This window comes from Vibrio sp. N418, assembly GCF_000222565.1.
GTDB classification, from domain to species: Bacteria; Pseudomonadota; Gammaproteobacteria; order Enterobacterales; family Vibrionaceae; genus Vibrio; species Vibrio scophthalmi.
In genome coordinates this window covers 95,731-117,705 of record NZ_AFWD01000040.1, presented here as the reverse complement: position 1 = coordinate 117,705, position 21,975 = coordinate 95,731, and the positions used below count along the sequence as shown (strand labels likewise).

The 21,975-nt window shown below is 45.2% G+C and carries 16 protein-coding genes; 12 read left to right on the top strand and 4 right to left on the bottom strand.

What is annotated here, in order from left to right; all coding sequences use genetic code 11:
• Positions 1 to 24 precede the first annotated feature (24 nt).
• A complete protein-coding gene (locus RH86_RS08125; RefSeq protein WP_009385863.1) occupies positions 25 to 474 on the top strand; it encodes a DNA polymerase III subunit chi in 450 nt (149 codons plus the stop codon).
• 206 nt (positions 475 to 680) lie between these two features.
• A complete protein-coding gene (locus RH86_RS08120) occupies positions 681 to 3,554 on the top strand; it encodes a valine--tRNA ligase (RefSeq protein WP_009385862.1) in 2,874 nt (957 codons plus the stop codon).
• Positions 3,555 to 3,644: 90 nt separating this feature from the next.
• Here RH86_RS08120 and RH86_RS08115 read toward each other — a convergent pair whose 3' ends face one another.
• A complete protein-coding gene (locus RH86_RS08115; protein WP_009385861.1) occupies positions 3,645 to 4,607 on the bottom strand; it encodes a D-2-hydroxyacid dehydrogenase in 963 nt (320 codons plus the stop codon).
• Positions 4,608 to 4,662: 55 nt separating this feature from the next.
• Positions 4,663 to 5,400 carry a bifunctional tRNA pseudouridine(32) synthase/23S rRNA pseudouridine(746) synthase RluA gene (rluA, locus tag RH86_RS08110; RefSeq protein ID WP_009385860.1) on the bottom strand — a complete coding sequence of 246 codons (738 nt, stop codon included), beginning with the start codon at positions 5,398 to 5,400 and terminating at the stop codon, positions 4,663 to 4,665.
• 329 nt (positions 5,401 to 5,729) lie between these two features.
• On the opposite strand from rluA, the gene RH86_RS08105 reads away from it, so the two are divergent.
• Positions 5,730 to 7,007, top strand: a complete 1,278-nt coding sequence (locus RH86_RS08105) for an Nramp family divalent metal transporter (protein WP_009385859.1) — start codon at positions 5,730 to 5,732, stop codon at positions 7,005 to 7,007.
• A gap of 78 nt (positions 7,008 to 7,085) precedes the next feature.
• Here RH86_RS08105 and rapA read toward each other — a convergent pair whose 3' ends face one another.
• Positions 7,086 to 9,995 carry an RNA polymerase-associated protein RapA gene (rapA, locus tag RH86_RS08100; protein WP_009385858.1) on the bottom strand — a complete coding sequence of 970 codons (2,910 nt, stop codon included), beginning with the start codon at positions 9,993 to 9,995 and terminating at the stop codon, positions 7,086 to 7,088.
• A 584-nt stretch (positions 9,996 to 10,579) separates the two neighbouring features.
• Between rapA and RH86_RS08095 the strand changes: the two genes are divergently transcribed.
• From RH86_RS08095 to RH86_RS08075, 5 genes are all read left to right on the top strand, one after another.
• The gene (locus RH86_RS08095; RefSeq protein WP_009385857.1) at positions 10,580 to 11,956 is read left to right on the top strand and encodes a PhoH family protein; all 1,377 of its coding nucleotides are present in this window, start codon (positions 10,580 to 10,582) and stop codon (positions 11,954 to 11,956) included.
• 129 nt (positions 11,957 to 12,085) lie between these two features.
• On the top strand, positions 12,086 to 13,090 hold the full coding sequence (locus tag RH86_RS08090; protein ID WP_009385856.1) for an ornithine carbamoyltransferase: 1,005 nt from the start codon (positions 12,086 to 12,088) through the stop codon (positions 13,088 to 13,090).
• Between the two features lie 272 nt (positions 13,091 to 13,362).
• Entirely contained in the window at positions 13,363 to 14,292 is a 930-nt protein-coding gene (gene pyrB, locus RH86_RS08085) for an aspartate carbamoyltransferase (RefSeq protein ID WP_005593165.1), read from the top strand.
• A 16-nt stretch (positions 14,293 to 14,308) separates the two neighbouring features.
• The gene (gene pyrI / locus RH86_RS08080) at positions 14,309 to 14,770 is read left to right on the top strand and encodes an aspartate carbamoyltransferase regulatory subunit (protein ID WP_005593164.1); all 462 of its coding nucleotides are present in this window, start codon (positions 14,309 to 14,311) and stop codon (positions 14,768 to 14,770) included.
• A gap of 143 nt (positions 14,771 to 14,913) precedes the next feature.
• On the top strand, positions 14,914 to 15,303 hold the full coding sequence (locus RH86_RS08075; RefSeq protein ID WP_005593163.1) for a RidA family protein: 390 nt from the start codon (positions 14,914 to 14,916) through the stop codon (positions 15,301 to 15,303).
• Positions 15,304 to 15,389: 86 nt separating this feature from the next.
• Here RH86_RS08075 and djlA read toward each other — a convergent pair whose 3' ends face one another.
• The gene (gene djlA / locus RH86_RS08070) at positions 15,390 to 16,241 is read right to left on the bottom strand and encodes a co-chaperone DjlA (RefSeq protein WP_009385855.1); all 852 of its coding nucleotides are present in this window, start codon (positions 16,239 to 16,241) and stop codon (positions 15,390 to 15,392) included.
• Between the two features lie 200 nt (positions 16,242 to 16,441).
• On the opposite strand from djlA, the gene lptD reads away from it, so the two are divergent.
• Genes lptD through rsmA form a run of 4 tightly spaced genes read left to right on the top strand, consistent with a single transcriptional unit; the run spans position 16,442 to position 21,949 of the window.
• Positions 16,442 to 18,820, top strand: coding sequence for an LPS assembly protein LptD (gene lptD, locus RH86_RS08065; protein ID WP_009385854.1), 2,379 nt, complete (start codon positions 16,442 to 16,444; stop codon positions 18,818 to 18,820).
• Positions 18,821 to 18,871: 51 nt separating this feature from the next.
• On the top strand, positions 18,872 to 20,167 hold the full coding sequence (gene surA / locus RH86_RS08060; RefSeq protein WP_009385853.1) for a peptidylprolyl isomerase SurA: 1,296 nt from the start codon (positions 18,872 to 18,874) through the stop codon (positions 20,165 to 20,167).
• Positions 20,157 to 21,146 carry a 4-hydroxythreonine-4-phosphate dehydrogenase PdxA gene (gene pdxA / locus RH86_RS08055; RefSeq protein ID WP_009385852.1) on the top strand — a complete coding sequence of 330 codons (990 nt, stop codon included), beginning with the start codon at positions 20,157 to 20,159 and terminating at the stop codon, positions 21,144 to 21,146. The genes surA and pdxA overlap by 11 nt, the downstream gene beginning before the upstream one ends.
• A complete protein-coding gene (rsmA, locus tag RH86_RS08050; RefSeq protein WP_005593157.1) occupies positions 21,143 to 21,949 on the top strand; it encodes a 16S rRNA (adenine(1518)-N(6)/adenine(1519)-N(6))-dimethyltransferase RsmA in 807 nt (268 codons plus the stop codon). The genes pdxA and rsmA overlap by 4 nt, the downstream gene beginning before the upstream one ends.
• Positions 21,950 to 21,975 lie beyond the last annotated feature (26 nt).

Sequence of the window (21,975 nt, the reverse complement as noted above, 5' to 3'; positions counted from 1 at the left end):
CAGCAATAGACGGAATTCATCACTATGGCCAATGCAACTTTTTACATCATCAAAGCAGATAGCCCGCAAGCAAATGAATCTGGCTTTCTCGGCTATGTGGTGTTTCTTGCTCAGCATTTTGCCAAGCAAGGCGCTAAGGTATACCTCAACAGCCAAGATAAACAGCAAGCAGAAAAGCTGGCAGAATTATTCTGGCAAGTCGAACCTGAGCACTATATCGGCCACAATTTAGTCGGCGAAGGGCCAAAGTATGGGACCAATATTGAAATTGGCCATCAGGCACTGAAGCCAAGCTGGAACCGCCAACTGGTAATAAATTTGGCGGAAAATGAGACAACCTTTGCGAACAAGTTTGCTGAGGTGGTAGACTTCGTGCCTTGCGAAGAAAAAGCTAAGCAGCTCGCAAGAGAAAGATATAAAATCTACCGACAAGCAGGTTATCAACTGCAAACGATCGAGATCGAACACAACTAGCGGTCAATCCTTATAGTTAAGCTCTCCTACCAGAGAGTTCACTTATAAGAATTGACCATGATTAACCAGAACCAGTCCTCTAAATAGTTGGGCTTAGAGCAAGACAACTCATGCGTAAGTTGATAAACATACATCAGTATGTGATTGATATTTGCGCGTACAGTTAAGCCGTTATCAGCCCAAATATGACGAGGTGAAAGAGCGCTATGGAAAAGACATACAACCCAACTTCAATCGAACAAGCTTTATACCAAGCTTGGGAAGAGAAAGGCTACTTTAAGCCACACGGTGACACTTCAAAAGAAGCTTACAGCATCATGATCCCGCCACCGAACGTCACTGGTAGCCTACACATGGGCCACGCGTTCCAAGACACCATCATGGATACCTTAATCCGTGCTGAGCGTATGAAGGGTAAAAACACCCTTTGGCAAGTGGGTACTGACCACGCTGGTATCGCAACTCAGATGGTTGTTGAGCGTAAGATCGCAGCAGAAGAAGGCAAAACTAAACACGATTACGGTCGTGATGCTTTCATCGACAAAATCTGGGAATGGAAAAACGAATCTGGTGGCACCATCACTAAGCAGCTTCGTCGCCTTGGCGCATCGGTAGACTGGGATCGTGAACGTTTCACCATGGATGACGGCCTATCAAATGCCGTGCAAGAAGTGTTCGTTCGTCTTTATGAAGACGATCTAATTTATCGTGGCAAACGTCTAGTGAACTGGGATCCAAAATTGCACACAGCAATTTCTGATCTTGAAGTAGAAAACAAAGACAAAAAAGGCTTCATGTGGCACTTCCGTTACCCACTCGCAAACGGCGTTAAAACCGCTGATGGTAAAGACTACATCGTTGTTGCAACGACACGCCCTGAAACCATGCTGGGTGATACTGGTGTTGCGGTAAACCCAGAAGATCCTCGTTACCAAGATCTGATCGGTAAAGAGATTCTACTGCCTATCGTTAACCGCCTAATCCCTATCGTTGGCGATGAACACGCGGATATGGAAAAAGGCACAGGTTGTGTGAAGATTACCCCTGCACACGACTTTAACGACTACGAAGTAGGTAAACGTCATAGCTTGCCAATGATCAACATCCTAACCTTCAATGCTGATATTCGTGATGCAGCAGAAGTGTTCACCACTAACGGTGAAGCAAGCGATGCGTACTCAAATGAACTACCAGCGAAATACCAAGGTATGGAGCGCTTTGCAGCACGTAAAGCGATCGTTGCAGAATTTGAAGAGCTTGGTCTACTAGAAGAAATCAAAGATCACGATCTAACCGTTCCTTACGGTGACCGTGGCGGCGTGGTTATTGAACCAATGCTGACTGACCAATGGTACGTTCGCGCAGCACCGCTGGCAGAGCCGGCTGTGAAAGCAGTTGAAAATGGCGATATCCAGTTCGTTCCTAAGCAGTACGAAAACATGTACTTCTCTTGGATGCGTGACATTCAAGACTGGTGTATCTCGCGTCAACTTTGGTGGGGTCACCGAATTCCAGCATGGTACGATAACGAAGGTAAAGTTTATGTAGGCCGCACTGAAGAAGAAGTACGTGCGAACAACAATCTTGCGCCTGTTATCGTTCTACGCCAAGACGACGATGTACTGGATACATGGTTCTCTTCTGCTCTATGGACGTTCGGCACACAAGGCTGGCCAGAGCAAACTGAAGATCTGAAAACTTTCCACCCTTCAGATGTGCTGGTTACTGGTTTTGACATCATCTTCTTCTGGGTTGCACGTATGATCATGATGACCATGCACTTCAACAAAGATGAAAATGGTAAAGCACAAGTACCATTCAAAACCGTTTACGTAACCGGTCTAATCCGTGACGAAAACGGCGACAAGATGTCGAAATCGAAAGGTAACGTGCTTGACCCTATCGATATGATCGATGGTATCGGCCTTGAAGAGCTAGTAGAAAAACGTTGTGGCAACATGATGCAGCCTCAGCTAGCGAAGAAGATCGAAAAAGCAACGCGTAAGACATTTGAAAACGGCATCGAACCATACGGTACAGATGCACTGCGTTTCACGCTTGCAGCAATGGCATCAACCGGTCGTGATATCAACTGGGATATGAAGCGTCTAGAAGGTTACCGTAACTTCTGTAACAAACTATGGAACGCTAGCCGTTACGTACTGATGAATACTGAAGAGCACGATTGTGGCATGTCTCTAGCACCTGCTGATCGCGCTAACATGGAATTCTCACTGGCAGACAAATGGATTGAATCTCAGTTTGAAATCGCAGCGAAAGAGTTTAACGCTCACCTAGACAACTACCGTCTAGACATGGCAGCAAACACGCTGTACGAATTCATCTGGAACCAATTCTGTGACTGGTACCTAGAGCTGACTAAACCGGTTCTATGGAAAGGCACTGAAGCGCAGCAACAAGCAACGCGTTACACGCTAATCACGGTTCTAGAGAAGACACTTCGTCTTGCTCACCCAGTGATTCCTTACATCACTGAATCAATCTGGCAAAGCGTTAAGCCTCTGATTGACGGTGTTGAAGGTGAGACAATTATGACTCAAGTACTGCCTCAGTTTAATGCAGACAACTTCGACGCTGAAATCGTTGCTGATATCGAGTGGGTGAAAACTTTCATCACCGCTATCCGTAACCTACGTGCAGAATACGACATCGCCCCAAGCCAAGGCCTAGAAGTGATGATCAAAGTGGCAGATGAAAAAGATGCCGCGCGCCTAGAAGCGAACAAGATCGTACTAACCTCTCTAGCAAAACTTGATGAGATTAAAGTACTGGCAACGGGCGAAGAAACTCCTGCTTGTGCAACCAAGTTGGTTGGCAAATCAGAGCTAATGATCCCAATGGCCGGTCTAATCGATAAAGATGCAGAGCTTGCTCGTCTTGATAAAGAAGTCGCTAAGACTCACGGCGAAATCAAGCGCATCGAAGGCAAGTTAGGTAACGAAGGTTTCGTTGCTAAAGCACCTGAAGCGGTTATCGCTAAAGAGCGTGAGAAGCTAGACGGTTACAAAGAAATGCTAGTGAAACTGGAAGAGCAAAAAGCGACTATCGCTGCGCTATAATTCGTTTCTCTACTGCGTTGTAAGTTAAAAAAGACCGGTCTCTGACCGGTCTTTTTGTTTCTATCATTCAATACATTCAATCGGTAAAAATCAAACCACGCGATTTTGCGACTCTCCGTCGACATAAGCACGAATATTATCCAGCAAAATTTCTACCAACCGTTGGATTGCAGAATCACTGCCCCATGCCACATGTGGAGTTAACAGCAAGTTAGCTAACCCGGCATTAGCGATCAAAGGGTTCGTTTCATCGGCCGGTTCTTGGCTAAATACATCAACCCCTGCCGCGCCTATGCGCTGAGTTTTCAATGCCTCCACCAGAGCCTGCTCATCCACTAATCCGCCACGGCCAGTATTAATTAAAATGGTGCTAGGCTTCATTTGGTACAACTCAGCAGCGCCAATCAAATTACGTGTTTCATTATTCAATGGGCAATGCAAACTGATCACGTCAGCCATCATTAATAGCTGTTCAAATGGCACATAACCCTCTCGACACTCTGTTGCGCCTTTACGCTCAGCAAACACAACCTGCATACCTAAAGCTCTAGCCAGTGTGGCTGTAGCCTGACCGAGCTCGCCGCTGCCAATGATACCCAACGTTGTCCCAGCAATATCGCCAATCGGATGAGTAAAGAAACAGAACTGCTTTTCACGCTGCCATTCACCCGCAACAATGTCATTGTGATAACCACGTAAATTGCGCCTAAGAGCAAACATCAGCGCGATCACATGTTCAGGGACCGATTGAGTGGCATAACCACGTACATTGGCGACAGCAATTCCCTGCTGCTGGCAATAACGTGTATCAACATTGTTGTAGCCAGTGGCACACACCGCTATCAGTTCCAACTTGGGAAGCTGAGACAAAATCGCCTCGTCCAATACCACTTTGTTACTAATCACAATCTGTGCTTGGCTGAGACGTTCAACGACTTGCTGCGGCTCAGTGGTATCGTATTCGATCCATTGATGGTCAAACGGCAATTTGGCAAGCTCAATGTGAGCGGGAATGGTCGAACGATCAAGAAAGACAACGGTAGGTAGCGACATAGATTCTCCTTACACTACCTAACCGTAAAGGGAGGTTTAACGTCGAGTTACAACGCTATGGCTTAGGCAGTTTTTTATAATCTGGCAATTTTCGCACAGGATCGAAATAGGTAAAGATCATCTCTTCCGCTTCAGGATAAAAGTCACAAGGAACAAAAACAGTGCGCAGCCAATCACTCTTAGGATGATAAAAACTTAATTCAGCCGCATGCAGTGCCAAGCGATCAGAGCAAGTAAACGCCTCACCTTCGGAATAAAATTCATCACCAACAATCGGATGACCTAACGCTTGCATGTGCACACGCAGTTGATGCGAGCGTCCCGTTATCGGCAATAAACGAACAATGGTCGTTTTCTCTTCACGTTTAGCCACTTGGAACAAGGTTTTTGACGGTTTACCCGTTTCATGACACACCATCTGTCTTGGGCGATTTGGCCAATCACAAATCAACGGCAGATCAATTTCGCCCTCTTCTTGCTCTACATGCCCCCATACGCGCGCATAGTAAACCTTATGAGTTAAGCGATATTGAAATTGTTTTTTCAGTGCGCTTTCAGCACGTTTGTTCTTCGCTAGCACCATTAGCCCTGACGTATCCATATCTAAACGATGGACGATTTGTGCTTCTGGATGCGTTTCTTGTACTCGGCTCCATGTGCTGTCGTGGTGCTCAGGCAAACGGCCAGGCACGGATAACAATCCCGACGGCTTGTTCACCGCTAAGATATGTTCATCTTCAAACACAATTTCAACCCACGGATCTCGTGGTGGGTTGTACTCCAGCATCGCCATAATTTTTCTCTAAGCTAAAATTTCGCGCTGATTATAACCACAACCATCAATAATGACAGAGTAGAACTCAATTCTGTCTATTTTCATCTCTATCAAAAAAGAAGACAAAATTAACCACTTGTTTGACCACTTTTGTTTGTCAAATTTCAGGCTATAACACCAATATAAGTGAATTACTCAACAGGATTAATTAGTAACAAGGATTGAAAACAGACTTTGCTCTTTACGATAAATTTCTTATCGATTTGATTGTAAAACAAAATTGACGAGATCGTCTTGATTGCGGTTTATTTGAACGATTAACAAGGATGTAAACACAAGGATAAATAATGGAAAACATCTCAGAGGCAAGTACCGCACCTGCGCGCCAAAACTCATTGACACAACTGGTTCGCTCAATGGGCCCTGGCATTATGATGGCCGCTGCGGCTGTTGGCGGTTCACATCTCGTCGCCTCAACGCAAGCGGGGGCGATTTACGGCTACCAACTCGCTTTGCTCATTTTATTGGTCAACTTATTTAAGTACCCATTTTTCCGTGCAGGTATTCAATACACAATGGGAACAGGGGAAAGCTTAGTGGAAGGCTATGCCAAAATGGGCAAGGCGTATCTCTGGCTATTTTTCCTGCTTTGTGTTTTTTCAGCCATCATAAATACAGCCGCACTACTTTTATTTAGCGCCAGCTTACTTGGCTACTTTATCCCGTTTGAGCTATCTACGATTGCACTGTGTTTTATTGTACTCATTACCTGTTTAGCGATTTTATTTGCTGGTCACTACAAAGCACTCGATGGGCTTTCAAAAGCTATTATGGCGGTACTCACAGTCGCCACGGTGGTCGCGGTTATCATGGCGGCAAGCAACCCTGTGGTACCCAGTAGCGACTTTGTCTCACCATCACCTTGGACATTAGCGGCGATTGGTTTCATTGTGGTCACCATGGGTTGGATGCCAGCGCCTATCGAGATCTCAAGCTTAACGTCTATGTGGCTCAAGAGTCAGCGCCGTTATCATAATGTCACCGCAAAATCCGCCTTATTTGATTTCAATGTTGGCTATATCGGCACCGCATTGCTCGCCATTGTATTCCTCGCTCTGGGTGCGTTGGTATTGCATGGTAGCGGAATTAGCCTATCCAAATCTGGGGCGGGCTTTTCTCACCAATTAATCAATTTGTACGCGTCAACAATTGGGGAATGGTCACGCTATCTAATTGCCGTCATCGCATTTTTCTGTATTTTTGGCAGTACCATTACCGTCATTGATGGCTACGCTCGGGTGATTTCAGAATCGCAACGTCTATTGCGTAAACAACCTGAAATGAACCCAAGAACGACGCAAAATTGGATGTTAGTCATTTCGGCTTTGGCGATCGCCATCATTCTATTCTGGGCTGGAGCACTATTGCCAATGCTCGACTTTGCTATGGTGATGGCATTCATTACTACGCCATTTTTCGCTCTATTAAATTATATTTTGGTGACAGGTACTCAATTACCCGCAGAGCTTGCGCTGAGTAAAAGTCAAAAATGGCTCTCAATTAGCGGCCTGATTTACTTATTTGGTTTCCTAGCACTGTTTGTTTGGTGGAAATGGCTAATTTAAGATATTGAATAAACGCATTAAATTCAGAAACAAAAAAGGCCTTTGCAATGAAGGCCTTTGAATTTATTTAAATCTCGATTACTGGTGAGACACCACAATCATACGCAGCGAATCTAGTTGATACTGAGCCTTGCTAATGTAGCCAGTCAGTTCTTTGATTTGCGCATCAATCGCATCAATCTCTTCATCACGAATGTTCGGGTTAACCGCTTTCAATGCTTGCAGACGTTCAAGTTCCGCATTCAAGCTCACCTGCATCTCTTTTTCTGCTTGCTGACGAATAGCATCAACTTTGCTCACCACTAACGCGTCTCCGGCGCTGATCAGTTGATGTACTTGACCTTGCACTGATGTCACCAATTTCGCCGCGATATGACGACCAATTGGGCTCAATTGACGGTTAAAGCTTTCAAACTCTACCTGCTCAGACAGATCGTTACCTTTACCATCCAGCATCACGCGAATCGGTGTTTTAGGTAAGAAGCGACTGATACCGCTACGTTTCGGTGCCTGTGCATCAACGCTGTAAACCAACTCAAGCAACATAGTACCAACGGGTAGTGCTTTATTCTTCAGTAATGAAACCGCCGCAGTGCCCACGCCTTCGCTCATCAATAGGTCAATACCACCTTGGATCATTGGGTGCTCCCAACTGATAAAGTGCATATCTTCACGAGAAAGTGCCGTATCGCGATCAAAAGTAATCGTCGCACCTTCGTAAGGCAAGCCTGGGTAGCTTGGTACCATCATGTGCTCCGATGGTGTCACAACCAGTGCATTCTCACCTTTGTCATCTTGGTTCAGCCCGATGGTATCAAACAGGCTTAAAGCGAACGTAACGAGATTGGTATCACCATCGGTTGCCGAGATTTTCTCAACGATTTCTTGCGCGCGCTCACCGCCATTAGAATGCATTTCAAGTAGACGGTCACGACCTTGTTCAAGTTGCGCTTTCAGCTCTTTGTTCATCTTAGCTGATGCATCGATCACTTCTTCAAGCCCTTCGCTAGTGCCTGAAGCCAGAATGTTAATCAAATCATCTGAGAAACGGTCATACACGGCACGTCCTGTTGGGCAGGTTTCAGCAAAAGCATTTAGGCCTTCATCAAACCAGCGAGCAAGGATCGCTTGCGATGTACCTTCAAGGTATGGCACATGAATATCGATATCACGATTTTGACCAATACGGTCCAAGCGACCAATACGCTGTTCCAACAAATCAGGGTTGAACGGTAGATCGAACATCACCAACTGGTTGGCAAATTGGAAGTTACGACCTTCAGAGCCAATTTCACTACAGATCAATACCTGTGCACCGCCCTCTTCCTGTGCAAAGTAAGCCGCGGCTTTATCACGCTCAAGAATCGACATGCCTTCGTGGAATACGGTAGCACGAATGCCTTCACGCTCGCGCAAGGCTTGCTCTAATTGCAGAGCAGTGCTGGCACGAGAAGCAATAACCAGAATCTTCTCTGCTCGCTTATCTTTAATTTTTTCCAGCAGCCAATTCACACGAGAATCGAATTGCCACCAGCTTGAATCTTCCCCTTCAAACTCTTGGAAAATCTCTTCTGGGTACAAGTTTTTCAACGCACGAGCTTCTGGGCTCATCTTGCCGCCAATCAAACCTGCTACACGCATTGAGGTGGTGTATTGCTGCGGGATCGCCATTGGCAGAAGGTTAACATTACGCTTAGGGAAACCTTTGATTGCCGCACGAGTGTTACGGAATAAAACGCGCCCCGTACCATGGCGATCCATCAAGTTGTCAATCAACTCTTGGCGCGCGCTTGCTTTCTCTGCTTCATCACTGTTGCTTTCAATAATGCGGAACAACGGCTCTACATCTTGCTCTGATAACAGTTCAGTAATTTGATTTTTAGCGTCATCAGGCAATGCTTGGCCTGAGAATAACGCGCTAACAGAATCTGCCACTGGTGCGTATTGCTCTTCTTCTTCAACAAACGCTTGGTAATCGTAGAAGCGGTCAGAATCTAATAAACGTAGACGAGCAAAGTGGCTCTCACGACCTAACTGCTCAGGCGTGGCGGTTAGTAATAGGACGCCCGGCGTACGCTCTGCCAGCCCTTCAACTACTTGGTATTCACGGCTTGGTTTGTCTTGGCTCCACTCTAGGTGATGCGCTTCATCGACTACTAACAGATCCCACTCACCTTCAACCGCTTGTTCAAAGCGCTTACGGCTCTTACGTAGGAAATCAAGTGAACACAAAACATATTGCTGGGTATCAAATGGGTTTTCTGCATCAGCAAAAGCTTCAATACAGCGCTCTTCATCAAAAATAGAAAAATGCAGATTAAAACGGCGCATCATTTCCACTAACCACTGATGTTGTAGCGTTTCTGGTACCACAATCAGAATACGCTCAGCACGACCTGCCAGCACTTGCTGGTGAATGATCATGCCCGCTTCGATGGTTTTACCTAGGCCAACTTCATCAGCCAGCAAAACGCGTGGCGCATGACGACGACCAACTTCATGAGCAATGTATAGCTGATGGGGAATTAGACCTGCACGCATACCACATAAGCCACGCATTGGGCTTTTATGTTGCTCGTATTGATTTTTTAGCGCGCGGTAACGCAAAACAAAGTTGTCCATACGATCGATCTGACCGGCAAACAGTTTATCTTGCGGTTTGTTAAAACGAATTTGATTGCTAAGCATGATTTCACGTAGTGTGATTTCTTGCTCGCCGCTATCTTCACGAGTGCCGATATAGGTATAAATACCTTGATTCTCGATAACTTGCTCAACTTGTAGTGACCAACCTTCTTGGCTTTCAATCACATCACCAACGTTAAATGTCACGCGAGTGACAGGCGCTTCGCTACGGGCGTAGACACGGTTTTCTTCTGAAGCAGCAAACATTACTGTCACTGTACGAGCATCCAATGCCACTACGGTTCCTAAACCAAGATCACTTTCCGTATCGCTGATCCAACGTTGGCCCAAAGCAAATGTCATGTATCGACTACCTCATTTCATAAATTTATTATTTATATTCAAGTGACTTCAAGATGTAGAGTTGAGAGTCTTATCACCGATTTCAGCGTACGAAAAATATCGCGCTGAAGCTGAGCCTATAACCGCTCCTCAAAGGATGAGTTCGAAGTGACTTGAGTATATTTTAGCTCTTCTTACGCCAATTCAAAGGCGGCTGATGATAGAAAATACCATTCAGCAATAGCGTAGAAAAAGGTCGCTAATATTACTCGAAGCTGTGACATTGGTCACGTGCCTACCCCACATTTCGTCGTGATTTTTTGCTGTACTTTCGCTTGACATCAAAGTGTAAGAAACCCGTGGCACAAAAGAAAAGGATGATTGCCTATACTTTTAATAGCACAAGGCGTGGCAGCCCTGTGTGCTTAGGACGATCAACATGGGTTTGCTTTAGATGCACAGCTCAATCAACCGCCTAAAGCAAACAGTTAATACCAATCGTGGCAAGTCAGTGACCGGGAAAAACGGTTCAACGTACTTATTATGATTGGCATCAGTCAGCCTCACAGCAGTGAGCATTGTGCCGCATGCGGCAGGAGACGCTTATGGGTGATACGGACAGAAAATTTTTTGTACTCGATACCAATATCCTTCTTCACGAACCTTTCGCCATCTATTCCTTTCAAGAGCACGACGTCGTCATTCCGATGACCGTATTAGAAGAACTCGACCGAATTAAAGACAGTAAACGCGATGTCGCACGCGATGCTAGAGTGGCCATTCGCGCTTTAGAGGCGCTATTTAAAGAGGCGACGCCCGATGAAATTTCTGCCGGCATTCCAATTAATCGCGACAAGGAGAATGCTGGACATATTGCGATTTTAGCTGACTTTGAATTGCAAGAAACCATCAAGGCTTTTGCGGACAAAGCCGGAGATAACCGCATTCTTAACGCAGTGTTGTACTTGCAAAATAAACGCGCTCCACGTGAAGTCATTCTAGTGACCAAAGACATCAATATGCGCCTGCGCGCTAAAGGAGCGGGAGTTCGATTTGTTGAAGATTATCGCACCGATCAATTGATTGATGATGTGCAATACCTTACCAAGGGCTTTCAAACCATCGAAGGCGATTTTTGGGCACAAGTTGATCAAGTGGATAGTCAGAATCTCGCCGGCAAAACCTATCACACCTTAGCGAAAGAACCTTTTGACCCGACTTATCTCAACCAATATATCATCGATGAAGAGAGTGATTTTGTTGGTCGGGTGGCACAAATTGAACCCGATAACCTAACCCTTAAAGATCTCAGTCGTGAACGATTAATGCATCGCCGAGCTTGGGACATTACGCCGAAAAATATCTATCAAGCAATGGCACTCGATGCACTGCTCGATCCGGAAATTGATTTAGTCATTCTAACTGGCGCAGCCGGCAGTGGTAAAACACTCCTCGCGCTTGCTTCGGCCCTAGAGCAAACCATCGAACACAAAAAATTCGATAAGATCATCGTCACTCGAAATACCCCTGACATTGGAGAATCGATTGGCTATTTACCCGGTAGTGAAGAGGAGAAAATGTTGCCCTGGTTAGCGGCAGTAACAGACACACTCGAAGCTCTGCACAAAAACGATCACTGCACAGAGGGATCGCTCAAATACATTTGTGATAAAGCCAACATTCAATTCAAATCAATCAACTTCATGCGCGGTCGGTCGATTCAAAATGCTTTTGTACTGCTCGATGAGTGCCAAAACCTCACCGCTTCACAAATTAAAACCATCATCACTCGTTGCGGTGAAGGCACAAAAATTGTGTGTTCTGGCAACCTTGCGCAAATCGACTCTCACTATCTGACCCCGGTCACGTCTGGGCTCACTTATATGGTCGAACGATTTAAAAACTTCGAAGGGAGCGCTAATATCCATCTTAATGGCGTCGTACGCAGCCGTTTAGCGGAGTACGCTGAAGAGAATTTGTAGTCAAATCATAACGCCATAACAGGCGAGTTAATTTGACTAACTCGCCTTTAATTCAAAATAATTATTCACTTTTTGTGAGTTTTTATGTTTTACTGTCATTCAGTAATCTTCACCCTCAAGGACTAGAGCATGGCGTTCAATCTTCGTAATCGTAATTTTGTTAAATTACTCGACTTCTCCCCTAAAGAGATTCAGTTCCTACTCGACCTCTCGGCAGATCTAAAAAAAGCCAAATACTGTGGCACTGAACAAAAAAGGCTACAGGGGAAAAACATCGCCCTGATCTTTGAGAAAGCCTCCACACGAACCCGCTGTGCTTTTGAAGTAGCCGCCTTCGATCAAGGAGCGCAAGTTTCTTATATTGGCCCTTCAGGTTCGCAAATTGGCCATAAAGAATCGATGAAAGATACCGCTCGTGTACTTGGCCGTATGTACGATGGCATTGAATATCGTGGCTTTGGTCAGGCGATTGTTGAAGAATTGGCTGAGTTCGCGGGAGTGCCCGTATGGAATGGCCTGACTGATGAATTCCATCCAACCCAAATTCTCGCCGATTTCCTAACCATGCTAGAGCATGGTCAAGGTAAGCAACTCAGTCAAATGACTTTTGCTTATTTGGGCGATGCGCGCAATAACATGGGCAATTCCTTAATGGTTGGCGCCGCTAAAATGGGTATGGATATCCGCCTAGTAGCACCAAAGCAATTTTGGCCAGAGGCGCACCTTGTCGCCACTTGCCAAGAGATCGCTCAGCAAACCGGCGCAAAAATCACTTTAACTGAAAATGTCGATGAAGGCGTGAAAGGCTGTGATTTCCTTTACACCGATGTTTGGGTATCAATGGGGGAACCTGCAGAAGCATGGGATGAGCGCGTAGCACTAATGACCCCTTACCAAATTAATATGGAAGTAATGAAAAAAACCGGTAACCCACAAACCAAATTTATGCACTGTTTGCCGGCCTTCCATAACGATGAAACCACAATTGGTAAGCAAGTGGCTGAGAAATATGGCATGAAAGGCTTAGAAGTAACAGAAGAGGTGTTTGAATCGTCTCATTCTATTGTTTTTGATGAAGCGGAAAACCGACTCCACACAATCAAAGCTGTGATGGTAGCAACCCTAGGTCATTAAGTTACTTACTGTTTTGCACAAAAAAACCGCTAGGTAATCGCTTGCGCTTCCATTTCTACCGCGTATAATGCTCGGCAATTTGTCTGGAGGTTGTAATCATGCCACGTAACATTTGCACTGTGATGCGCTGCCAATCGCGCGCAACATCGCGTAAGCAACATTGCTTACTGGCTGTTTATTTTACAGCTTCCTCCTCTTTTTAAAGCCTCCCCTATTGGGAGGCTTTTTTATTGCCTAAAATTTTATTCTTTCATCAGATAGGGATGACGATTATGACCAACACGCTTTACAACAAGCATATCATTTCGATTCCAGAGCTATCCCGTGCAGAGCTCGAATTAATAGTCCAAACCGCAGGGCAACTGAAAGCAGAACCTAACCCAGATCTGATCAAAAATAAGGTCGTCGCGAGTTGTTTTTTTGAGCCTTCAACCCGAACTCGCCTCTCTTTTGAAACCGCCATTCAACGTGTTGGTGGTGATGTGATTGGTTTTGATAATGCCGGTAATACTTCTTTAGCCAATAAAGGGGAAACACTTGCAGACTCGATTCAAGTCATCTCTACCTATGTCGACGCTTTTGTTATGCGTCATCCTCGTGAAGGTGCTGCTCGCCTAGCGGCTGAGTTCTCCAATGGCGTGCCAATTATCAATGCTGGAGATGGGGCCAATCAACACCCAACTCAAACCTTGCTTGATCTCTACACCATTGCAGAAACACAAGGCCGCTTAGACAACCTCAATGTCGCCTTTGTCGGCGACCTTAAATATGGTCGTACAGTGCACTCACTGACTCAAGCACTCGCGAAATTCAACAACATCCGCTTTTTCTTTGTCGCGCCTGATGCACTGGCAATGCCCGATTATATTTGTGAAGAACTCGATGAAGCAGGCATTCAATATAGCCTGCACACCGATATGGAAAGCGTGATCCCTGAACTGGATATTCTTTACATGACACGAGTACAAAAAGAGCGCTTTGACGCCTCTGAATATGTACACATCAAATCAGCATACATCCTAACAGCCGCTTTGTTAGAAGGCGCTCGTGAAAATCTAAAAGTGCTACATCCATTACCACGTGTGGATGAAATCACCACCGATGTAGATAAAACCCCACATGCCTACTATTTTCAGCAAGCAGAAAATGGCGTCTATGCACGTCAAGCATTGCTAGCACTAGTCCTTAACCAAACCCTGTAATCGAGGAGCAAGCATCATGACTAAAGAAACTCAATTGCAGGTAGAAGCAATTAAAAACGGCACGGTGATTGACCATATTCCGGCTCAAATCGGCATTAAAGTACTCAAACTGTTTAGCATGCACAAAAGTAATCAACGCGTTACTGTTGGCCTAAACTTACCCTCTTCAGCACTCGGTCATAAAGATCTGATCAAGATTGAAAATGTCTTTGTCAGCGAAGAACAAGCGAGCAAGCTAGCGCTTTACGCTCCGCATGCAACCGTCAATCAAATCGAAAACTACCAAGTAGTGAAAAAGCTCGCATTAGAACTGCCTGAGCAAGTGACTGGCGTTTTTGAGTGTCCAAACAGTAACTGTATTACCCATGGTGAGCCCGTTGATAGCAGCTTTAAAGTGTTTGCTAAAAACAATGATGTTCGCTTGAAATGCAAATATTGTGAGAAAGTGTTCTCAAGAGAAATCGTCACAGAACGTTAGGCTAAAACCAAAGCTCTAAACAGCATGGTCTAACGCTGAACGACACCAATACCTCGCCTTGGCGGGGTATTTTGATCTTTACCTAGTTTCTGAATACAGGCACACTGACGTTCTTTGTTTCAGTGAATTGATTGGAAAACCTCATGACTAAAGTACTTCACACAGAATCTGCTCCAGCAGCAATTGGCCCATACGTACAAGGTGTAGACCTAGGCAATATGGTTCTAACTTCAGGCCAGATCCCAGTAAATCCTGTGACTGGTGAAGTATCTGCTGATATCGCAGTACAAGCACGCCAATCTCTAGAGAACGTAAAAGCGGTGGTTGAAGCTTCAGGCCTTAGTGTCACTGACATCGTAAAAATGACGGTATTTGTAAAAGATCTCAACGACTTCGGCACTGTTAACGAAGTGTACGGTAAATTCTTTGATGAGCATAACGTTGCAAATTACCCTGCTCGTTCATGCGTTGAAGTTGCTCGCCTACCAAAAGATGTGGGTATTGAAATCGAAGCGATTGCGGTACGCAAATAGTCCTAGCAAATCAGAACAATTAAAAAAGGCGAGCTTATGCTCGCCTTTGTTTTTGGTGTTTGAATTATCTTGTGCTAATTCAAAAGCTATTTAAAGCCTTTGGCCTTTTTGATCAAATCATAGGCATTTTGAATCTCTTGCGATTTCTCTTTCGCAACATTCATCATTTCCGGTGGCAGACCTTTGGCCATCAACTTATCTGGGTGATGCTCATTCATCAATTTACGGTAAGCACGTTTCACCGACTTCGCATCCGCATCTGCACCCACACCCAGCACATCATAGGCATCACTCACCTGACTTGCTGAAGAAGCTTGCTGCCATGAACCCGATTTCTGTCCACCAGCCGAATGCCCATTAAAGCCACCACGTTGAAAACGGAAGGCCGCTTCTTGCATGCGTAAACGCTGCTCAAGTTGCTGAGCAGAGAAGCCCAGCTTTTCGGCTATGCGGTGTAAAACGTCACGCTCACTCGGATGCAAATCACCATCAGCAAAAGCGGCTGAGATTTGCAGCTCTAAAAAGAACTGCAGCAGATCAAACCGTCCACCTGATGAGATCTTAACTCGGTTCAGAACTTCGTTTAGAGGAAAATCTGAAGCTTTACCATCGCGAAACGCTTCCTGTGCGGCGGTGCGTTGTGCACCATGCAAGTTCATTCGCTCCATCATGGTACTGGCTAATTGGATCTCTTCACGAGTCACTTGCCCTTTCGCTTTCGCTACGTGTCCCATCACGGCAAAAGCCGCTTTAAAAAACTCTTCTTGTTTTTGTGCTTGGCTTGGGCCTCCGCCAAAAGGTGAAGAGTTAAACCCCGCCTGACTTAAGCGGCGAGCTTTATCAAACTGATGCCCCAAAAATAGGCCAAATAGCGCACCTAGTGGCCCGCCGAACATAAAGCCAAAAAAAGTGCCAAGAATTTTGCCAAAAATATGCATTATGTGCTCTCAATCTCTGAATTTTTTCATCGTTACGCGGTCTGATAGTGCCGGATGAGTTAAATTCCTTTATGATAAAGACCGTTTTATTTCTTAATTCGGTCGTTAGTCCCCAAGTAACCCTGAGATACTCGGCTCAGCGTGAAGATATCGGGATATATTAGCCGAATTTGTCTAGTTAAACAGGATAGTAAAACTCGATGCCACGTTTTCCCCGATCGTTACTTGCCGCTTCAATTAGCGCTGCAGTGTTTACACCACAGATTCAAGCTAGTGAAGCACTAGTTGACGATAGTGTGCAGGAACTACCTGCTATAGATCAATGTTTGATCGATCAACCTGATGCCGAAAATCCAACTCAACAACCAATCAACGTCGAAGCGGATAGCTTAGAAGGCATTAATGGCGATAAAGCTACTTATAGCGGTAACGTGATTGTCGTTCAAGGCAAAAAGCGTATGCAGGCTGATAATGTCACTCTGCATCAGAAAGAGAACGTCGTCGTTGCTGAAGGTAACGTGATGTTCAGTGATGGTGAAGTCAAAACCATTTCTGACAAAGCCGTTAATCATCTCAATACAGAGCATGTTGAACTCAATAATACCAAATACCAATTCCTGTGCGAACCAGGCCGTGGTGAAGCGGTATACGTAGCAAAAACGGGTAAAGCAGTATACGAAATTGAAGATGGTTCAATCACCTCATGTCCAGAAGGCGATAACTCTTGGCGCATGGTGGCATCCAGCATTGACATCGACCAAAACGATGAAGAAGCAACGTTTTACAACCCACGTTTTGAAATTCAAAGCGTACCAGTTTTCTACCTGCCGTTCTTAACCGTGCCGATTGGCGATACGCGTAAAACAGGCTTTTTATACCCAACCGTATCTTACGGTTCGAGTGATGGCTTCGAGATGGAAGTGCCAATTTATTGGAACTTAGCGCCTAACTACGATCTCGAAACAACCATCAAGTACATGCAAAAACGTGGTACTCAGCTGAATAGTAATTTCCGTTACTTGACTGATCTTGGTCAAGGTCAAATTGAATCTGAATATCTGCCCGATGATAAAAAACACCCTGAAAAAGGCGATCGATGGGGCTTCCAATATACCCACAGCGGTATTTATGACCAAGCGTGGAAGTTTGATATTGATTACTCAAAGGTAAGCGATATCGACTATTTCACTGACGTCGATTCAGGCATCGGTAATCGCGAAGACGGGCAGCTGATACAAGAAGGTCAAGTCACGTACCGCAGTCAAAACTGGGATGCATCAATCTTAGCGCGTGATTTCCAAGTGTTAACCGAAGAAGGCAACTTACCTTATCGTCTGTTACCACAATTAAAATTTAACTATTACGCCCCTGAGTTAACCCCATATCTAGACTTCGATATGGTGAGTAGTATTTCACATTTCGATACCGATGCGACCAATAAACCCTCAGCAACTCGCGTGCATGTGGAACCAGGGCTGACGATTCCGATTGGCACCACTTGGGGCACATGGACGACTGAAGCTCGCTTGTTAGGCACTTATTACCAGCAAGACTTAAGTGGTATCAACCTAAATGATGAGCAATTTAATGGTTATAACTTAAAAGAAAATGTGACGCGTGTTATTCCTGAGTTTCGCTCCCATGCAGGTATCGTACTTGAACGTGATACCTACGTCTTAGGAGGTTACACCCAAACACTTGAACCACAGGTACAATACCTCTACGTACCTAAAGAAGATCAGAGTGATATTTATTTATACGACACCACATTGCTACAAACCGACTACTATGGTCTTTTCCGTAGCCGTAAATACAGTGGCGTAGACCGAATCGCACCAGCTAACCAATTCAGTTATGGCGCCTCAACGCGTTTCTTTGATGATCAATATAAAGAACGTTTGAATATCTCTTTTGGGCAAATTTTCTATTTTGATAAATCAACCAAAAATTCAACGTCTTTAGGTGAAAACGAAGACGAGTCTACTAACTACTCAGCATGGGCAGTAGAAATGGACTTCAACTTCAACGATTATTTGTTCTACCATGGCGGAATTCAATACGATATTGATTCCAGCGAAATGCAACTAGGTAATAGCACCTTAGAATACCGCTTTAACGGCGGTTATATTCAAGGTAACTACCGCTACGTAACAAAAGAATATATAGAACAAACCGTCGATCTGAATAGTATTGATAGTACTAATGGCATAAATGGCATCACTCAAGAAGGCATTTCACAAGCTGGTTTCTTGGCTGGTTATACGCTATCACGTAACTGGAATGCCAGTGCGCAATATTTTTATGACTTAACCACCGAGCAATCTCTAGAATGGTTAGCGCGCTTAAACTACCTCGATGACTGTTGGTATATTGGTTTTACTTATAGTAACCAATTACGTGGTTGGAATCCTGATTTCGCCAGTTACCCTAATGCAGAGCCAGATTACGAAAGCAACTTCAGCATCAACTTCGGCATTATTGGTTTTGGTACCAATATCGGCGCCGGTTCTGGTCTATCAGGGCTCGATAGTGCGGGGAACTCGCTTGGCTACGGTCGCCCATTCTACTTAAACAACTAATTTTTTAGCCAGCCGAGATGGCTGGCCAAACGTCTATTTAAAGGGTTATTGATGAAAACTTGGAAATACACGCTGCTTACCCTGGTAGCGGCATGCCATATCGGAACGGCTTCTGCCGAGATGGTTGAAATGGATAAAGTCGCGATTATCGTTAACGAGGGCGTGATTCTTGATAGCGATATTGACACTGCGGTTAAAACACTCAAGTTTAACGCATTAGAGAATGGCCAAGCGCTGCCAAACGAAGATGTATTGGTTGAGCAAGTAAAAGAAAAATTGATCCTAGAAAACCTTCAACAGCAAGAAGCTGAGCGTATTGGTGTACGTATTGATGACAATCGCTTAAACGATGCCATTGCAGATATCGCAAAAAGAAACAATCAGACAATCGAGCAACTGAGCGCTGCTATTACCGCTCAAGGCATTAGCTACCCTGAGTTTCGTGAACAAGTTCGCAATGAGATCGCAGCCAGCGAAGCACGTAATGCATTAGTTCGCCGCCGCATCAATATTTTGCCGGCGGAAGTTGAAAACCTCGCGGAAGTGCTAGCGCAAGAGACCAGTGCGACCGTGCAGTACAAAATTGGCCACATCCAGTTGCGTGTCAACGATGGTGATGACAAAGCACAAGTCGAAGCACAAGCAAAAGAGCTAGTTAAAAAACTCAATAATGGTGAAGATTTTGCCAAGCTCGCTTACGCCTATTCAAAAGGGCCGAAAGCACTACAAGGTGGCGATTGGGGCTGGATGCGTAAAGAAGAGATGCCAACCATCTTTGCTGATCAAATCAAACTGCAGAATAAAGGGACCATTATCGGCCCATTCCGCAGTGGTGCTGGCTTCCATATTCTAAAATTAGAGGATGTTAAAGGTCTTGAAACTGTCGCGGTAACAGAAATCAATGCGCGTCATATTTTGATTAAGCCGACAGTAATCTTAAGTGATGACGGTGTTCAAAAGCAGTTAAATGAATTTATTCGCCAAATTAACGCTGGCGAAGCAACGTTTGCAGAACTTGCTCAACAATACAGTCAAGATCCTGGCTCAGCGGCTCAAAATGGTGAACTTGGCTACCAAACCTCTGATCTCTACGTGCCAGAATTTAAGCACCAAGTGGACACTTTAGCGGTTGGCCAAATTAGCGCACCATTTAAAACGGTACACGGCTGGCATATTGTTGAAGTACTGGATCGCCGCGAAGTAGACCGCACCGATTCAGCAATGAAGAACAAGGCTTACCGTATTTTGTTCAATCGTAAGTTCAACGAAGAAGCCAGTGCATGGGTACAAGAATTGCGTGCCGGCGCTTACGTTGAAATGGTCAAGGATCAACGTAATGTCAATTAAGCGCATTGTTGTCACCGCAGGTGAACCTGCAGGCATTGGCCCAGATTTAGTCTTAGCACTTTCAAAAGAGAGCTGGGATCATCAAATTGTGGTTTGTGCCGACAAAACAATGCTCGCCGAGCGCGCTCAGCTGCTCGGCATTGATGTGACACTACAAGATTACGATGCGACCCTTCCTGCATCACCACAGCAAGCAGGTTGTTTGATTGTTGATCATGTTGCCACCGAGCAAGCTGTTGTTGCAGGTAAACTTGATGAAGCGAATGGCCACTATGTGCTCAACACATTAGAACGTGCAGCCGTAGGCTGTATGAACCATGAGTTTGATGCGGTAGTAACTGGCCCAGTGCATAAAGGCGTGATCAATAGAGCAGGCGTCGCGTTTAGTGGTCATACTGAATTTTTTGCCGAAAAATCGAACACCCCTTTAGTGGTAATGATGCTGGCAACAGAAGGACTACGCGTTGCTTTAGTGACGACACACATCCCACTCGCCTACGTTTCGAAAGCCGTTACTGAGGAGCGATTGGAAAAAATCATTGATATTTTACATCGTGATTTGGTAGAAAAATTTGCTATTCGTCAGCCAAACATCTATGTTTGCGGGCTTAATCCTCACGCAGGAGAAGATGGCTGCTTAGGTCGAGAAGAAATTGAAACTATCACTCCTACCCTAGAGCGGATTAAAGCTCAGAAAGGAATAAACCTGATAGGTCCACTTCCCGCCGATACCATCTTCAATGAGAAATACTTACAAGATGCCGATGCGGTATTGGGTATGTACCATGACCAAGTATTGCCAGTCCTGAAATACAAAGGATTTGGACGTTCAGTTAATATTACACTTGGTCTACCCTTTATAAGAACATCGGTTGATCACGGAACAGCTCTTGACCTAGCAGGAACCGGTCTTGCGGACACAGGGAGCTTCCGAACAGCGCTGACGCATGCAATAGATTTAGTAGAGAAGAAACAATGAGAAATGATGTCCATTTAGGGCACAAAGCGCGTAAACGTTTTGGTCAAAACTTCCTAAACGATCCTTATATCATTGATGGTATCGTTTCTGCCATCAATCCACTACCAGGTCAAAACCTAGTAGAGATCGGTCCTGGCCTTGGTGCTATCACAGAACCTGTCGGTCGCGAAGTCGATAAATTTACTGTTATCGAACTTGACCGCGATCTTGCTGAGCGTCTGCGTAACCACCCAGAACTGGCAGACAAGCTAACGATTCACGAAGGCGATGCAATGCGCTTCGACTTCGCACAGCTGGTGAAGCCAAACAATAAGCTACGTATTTTTGGTAACCTGCCGTACAACATCTCAACACCATTGATGTTCCACCTGTTTGAATTCCACGCGGACATTCAAGACATGCACTTCATGTTGCAAAAAGAGGTGGTAAACCGTTTAGCAGCAGGCCCAGGCAGCAAAGCATACGGCCGTTTAACCGTAATGGCACAATACTTCTGTAAAGTCGTGCCTGTGCTTGAAGTACCACCAACCGCATTTGTTCCGCCACCAAAAGTGGACTCTGCCGTGGTACGCTTAATGCCATATGAAGTACTGCCTCACCCAACAACAAGCCTAAAATGGCTTGAGCGCGTATGTCGCGAAGGCTTTAACCAACGCCGTAAGACGATTCGCAACTGCTATAAAGGCCTGATAGAGGTTGAAACTCTAGAAGAGCTGGGCATCAATCCAGCATTGCGTCCAGAAAACCTAACGCTAGAGCAGTTTGTTGCGATGGCCAACTGGCTTGACGCAAACCATGTATAATTTTTAAGGGCGCTCAGGCGCCCTTT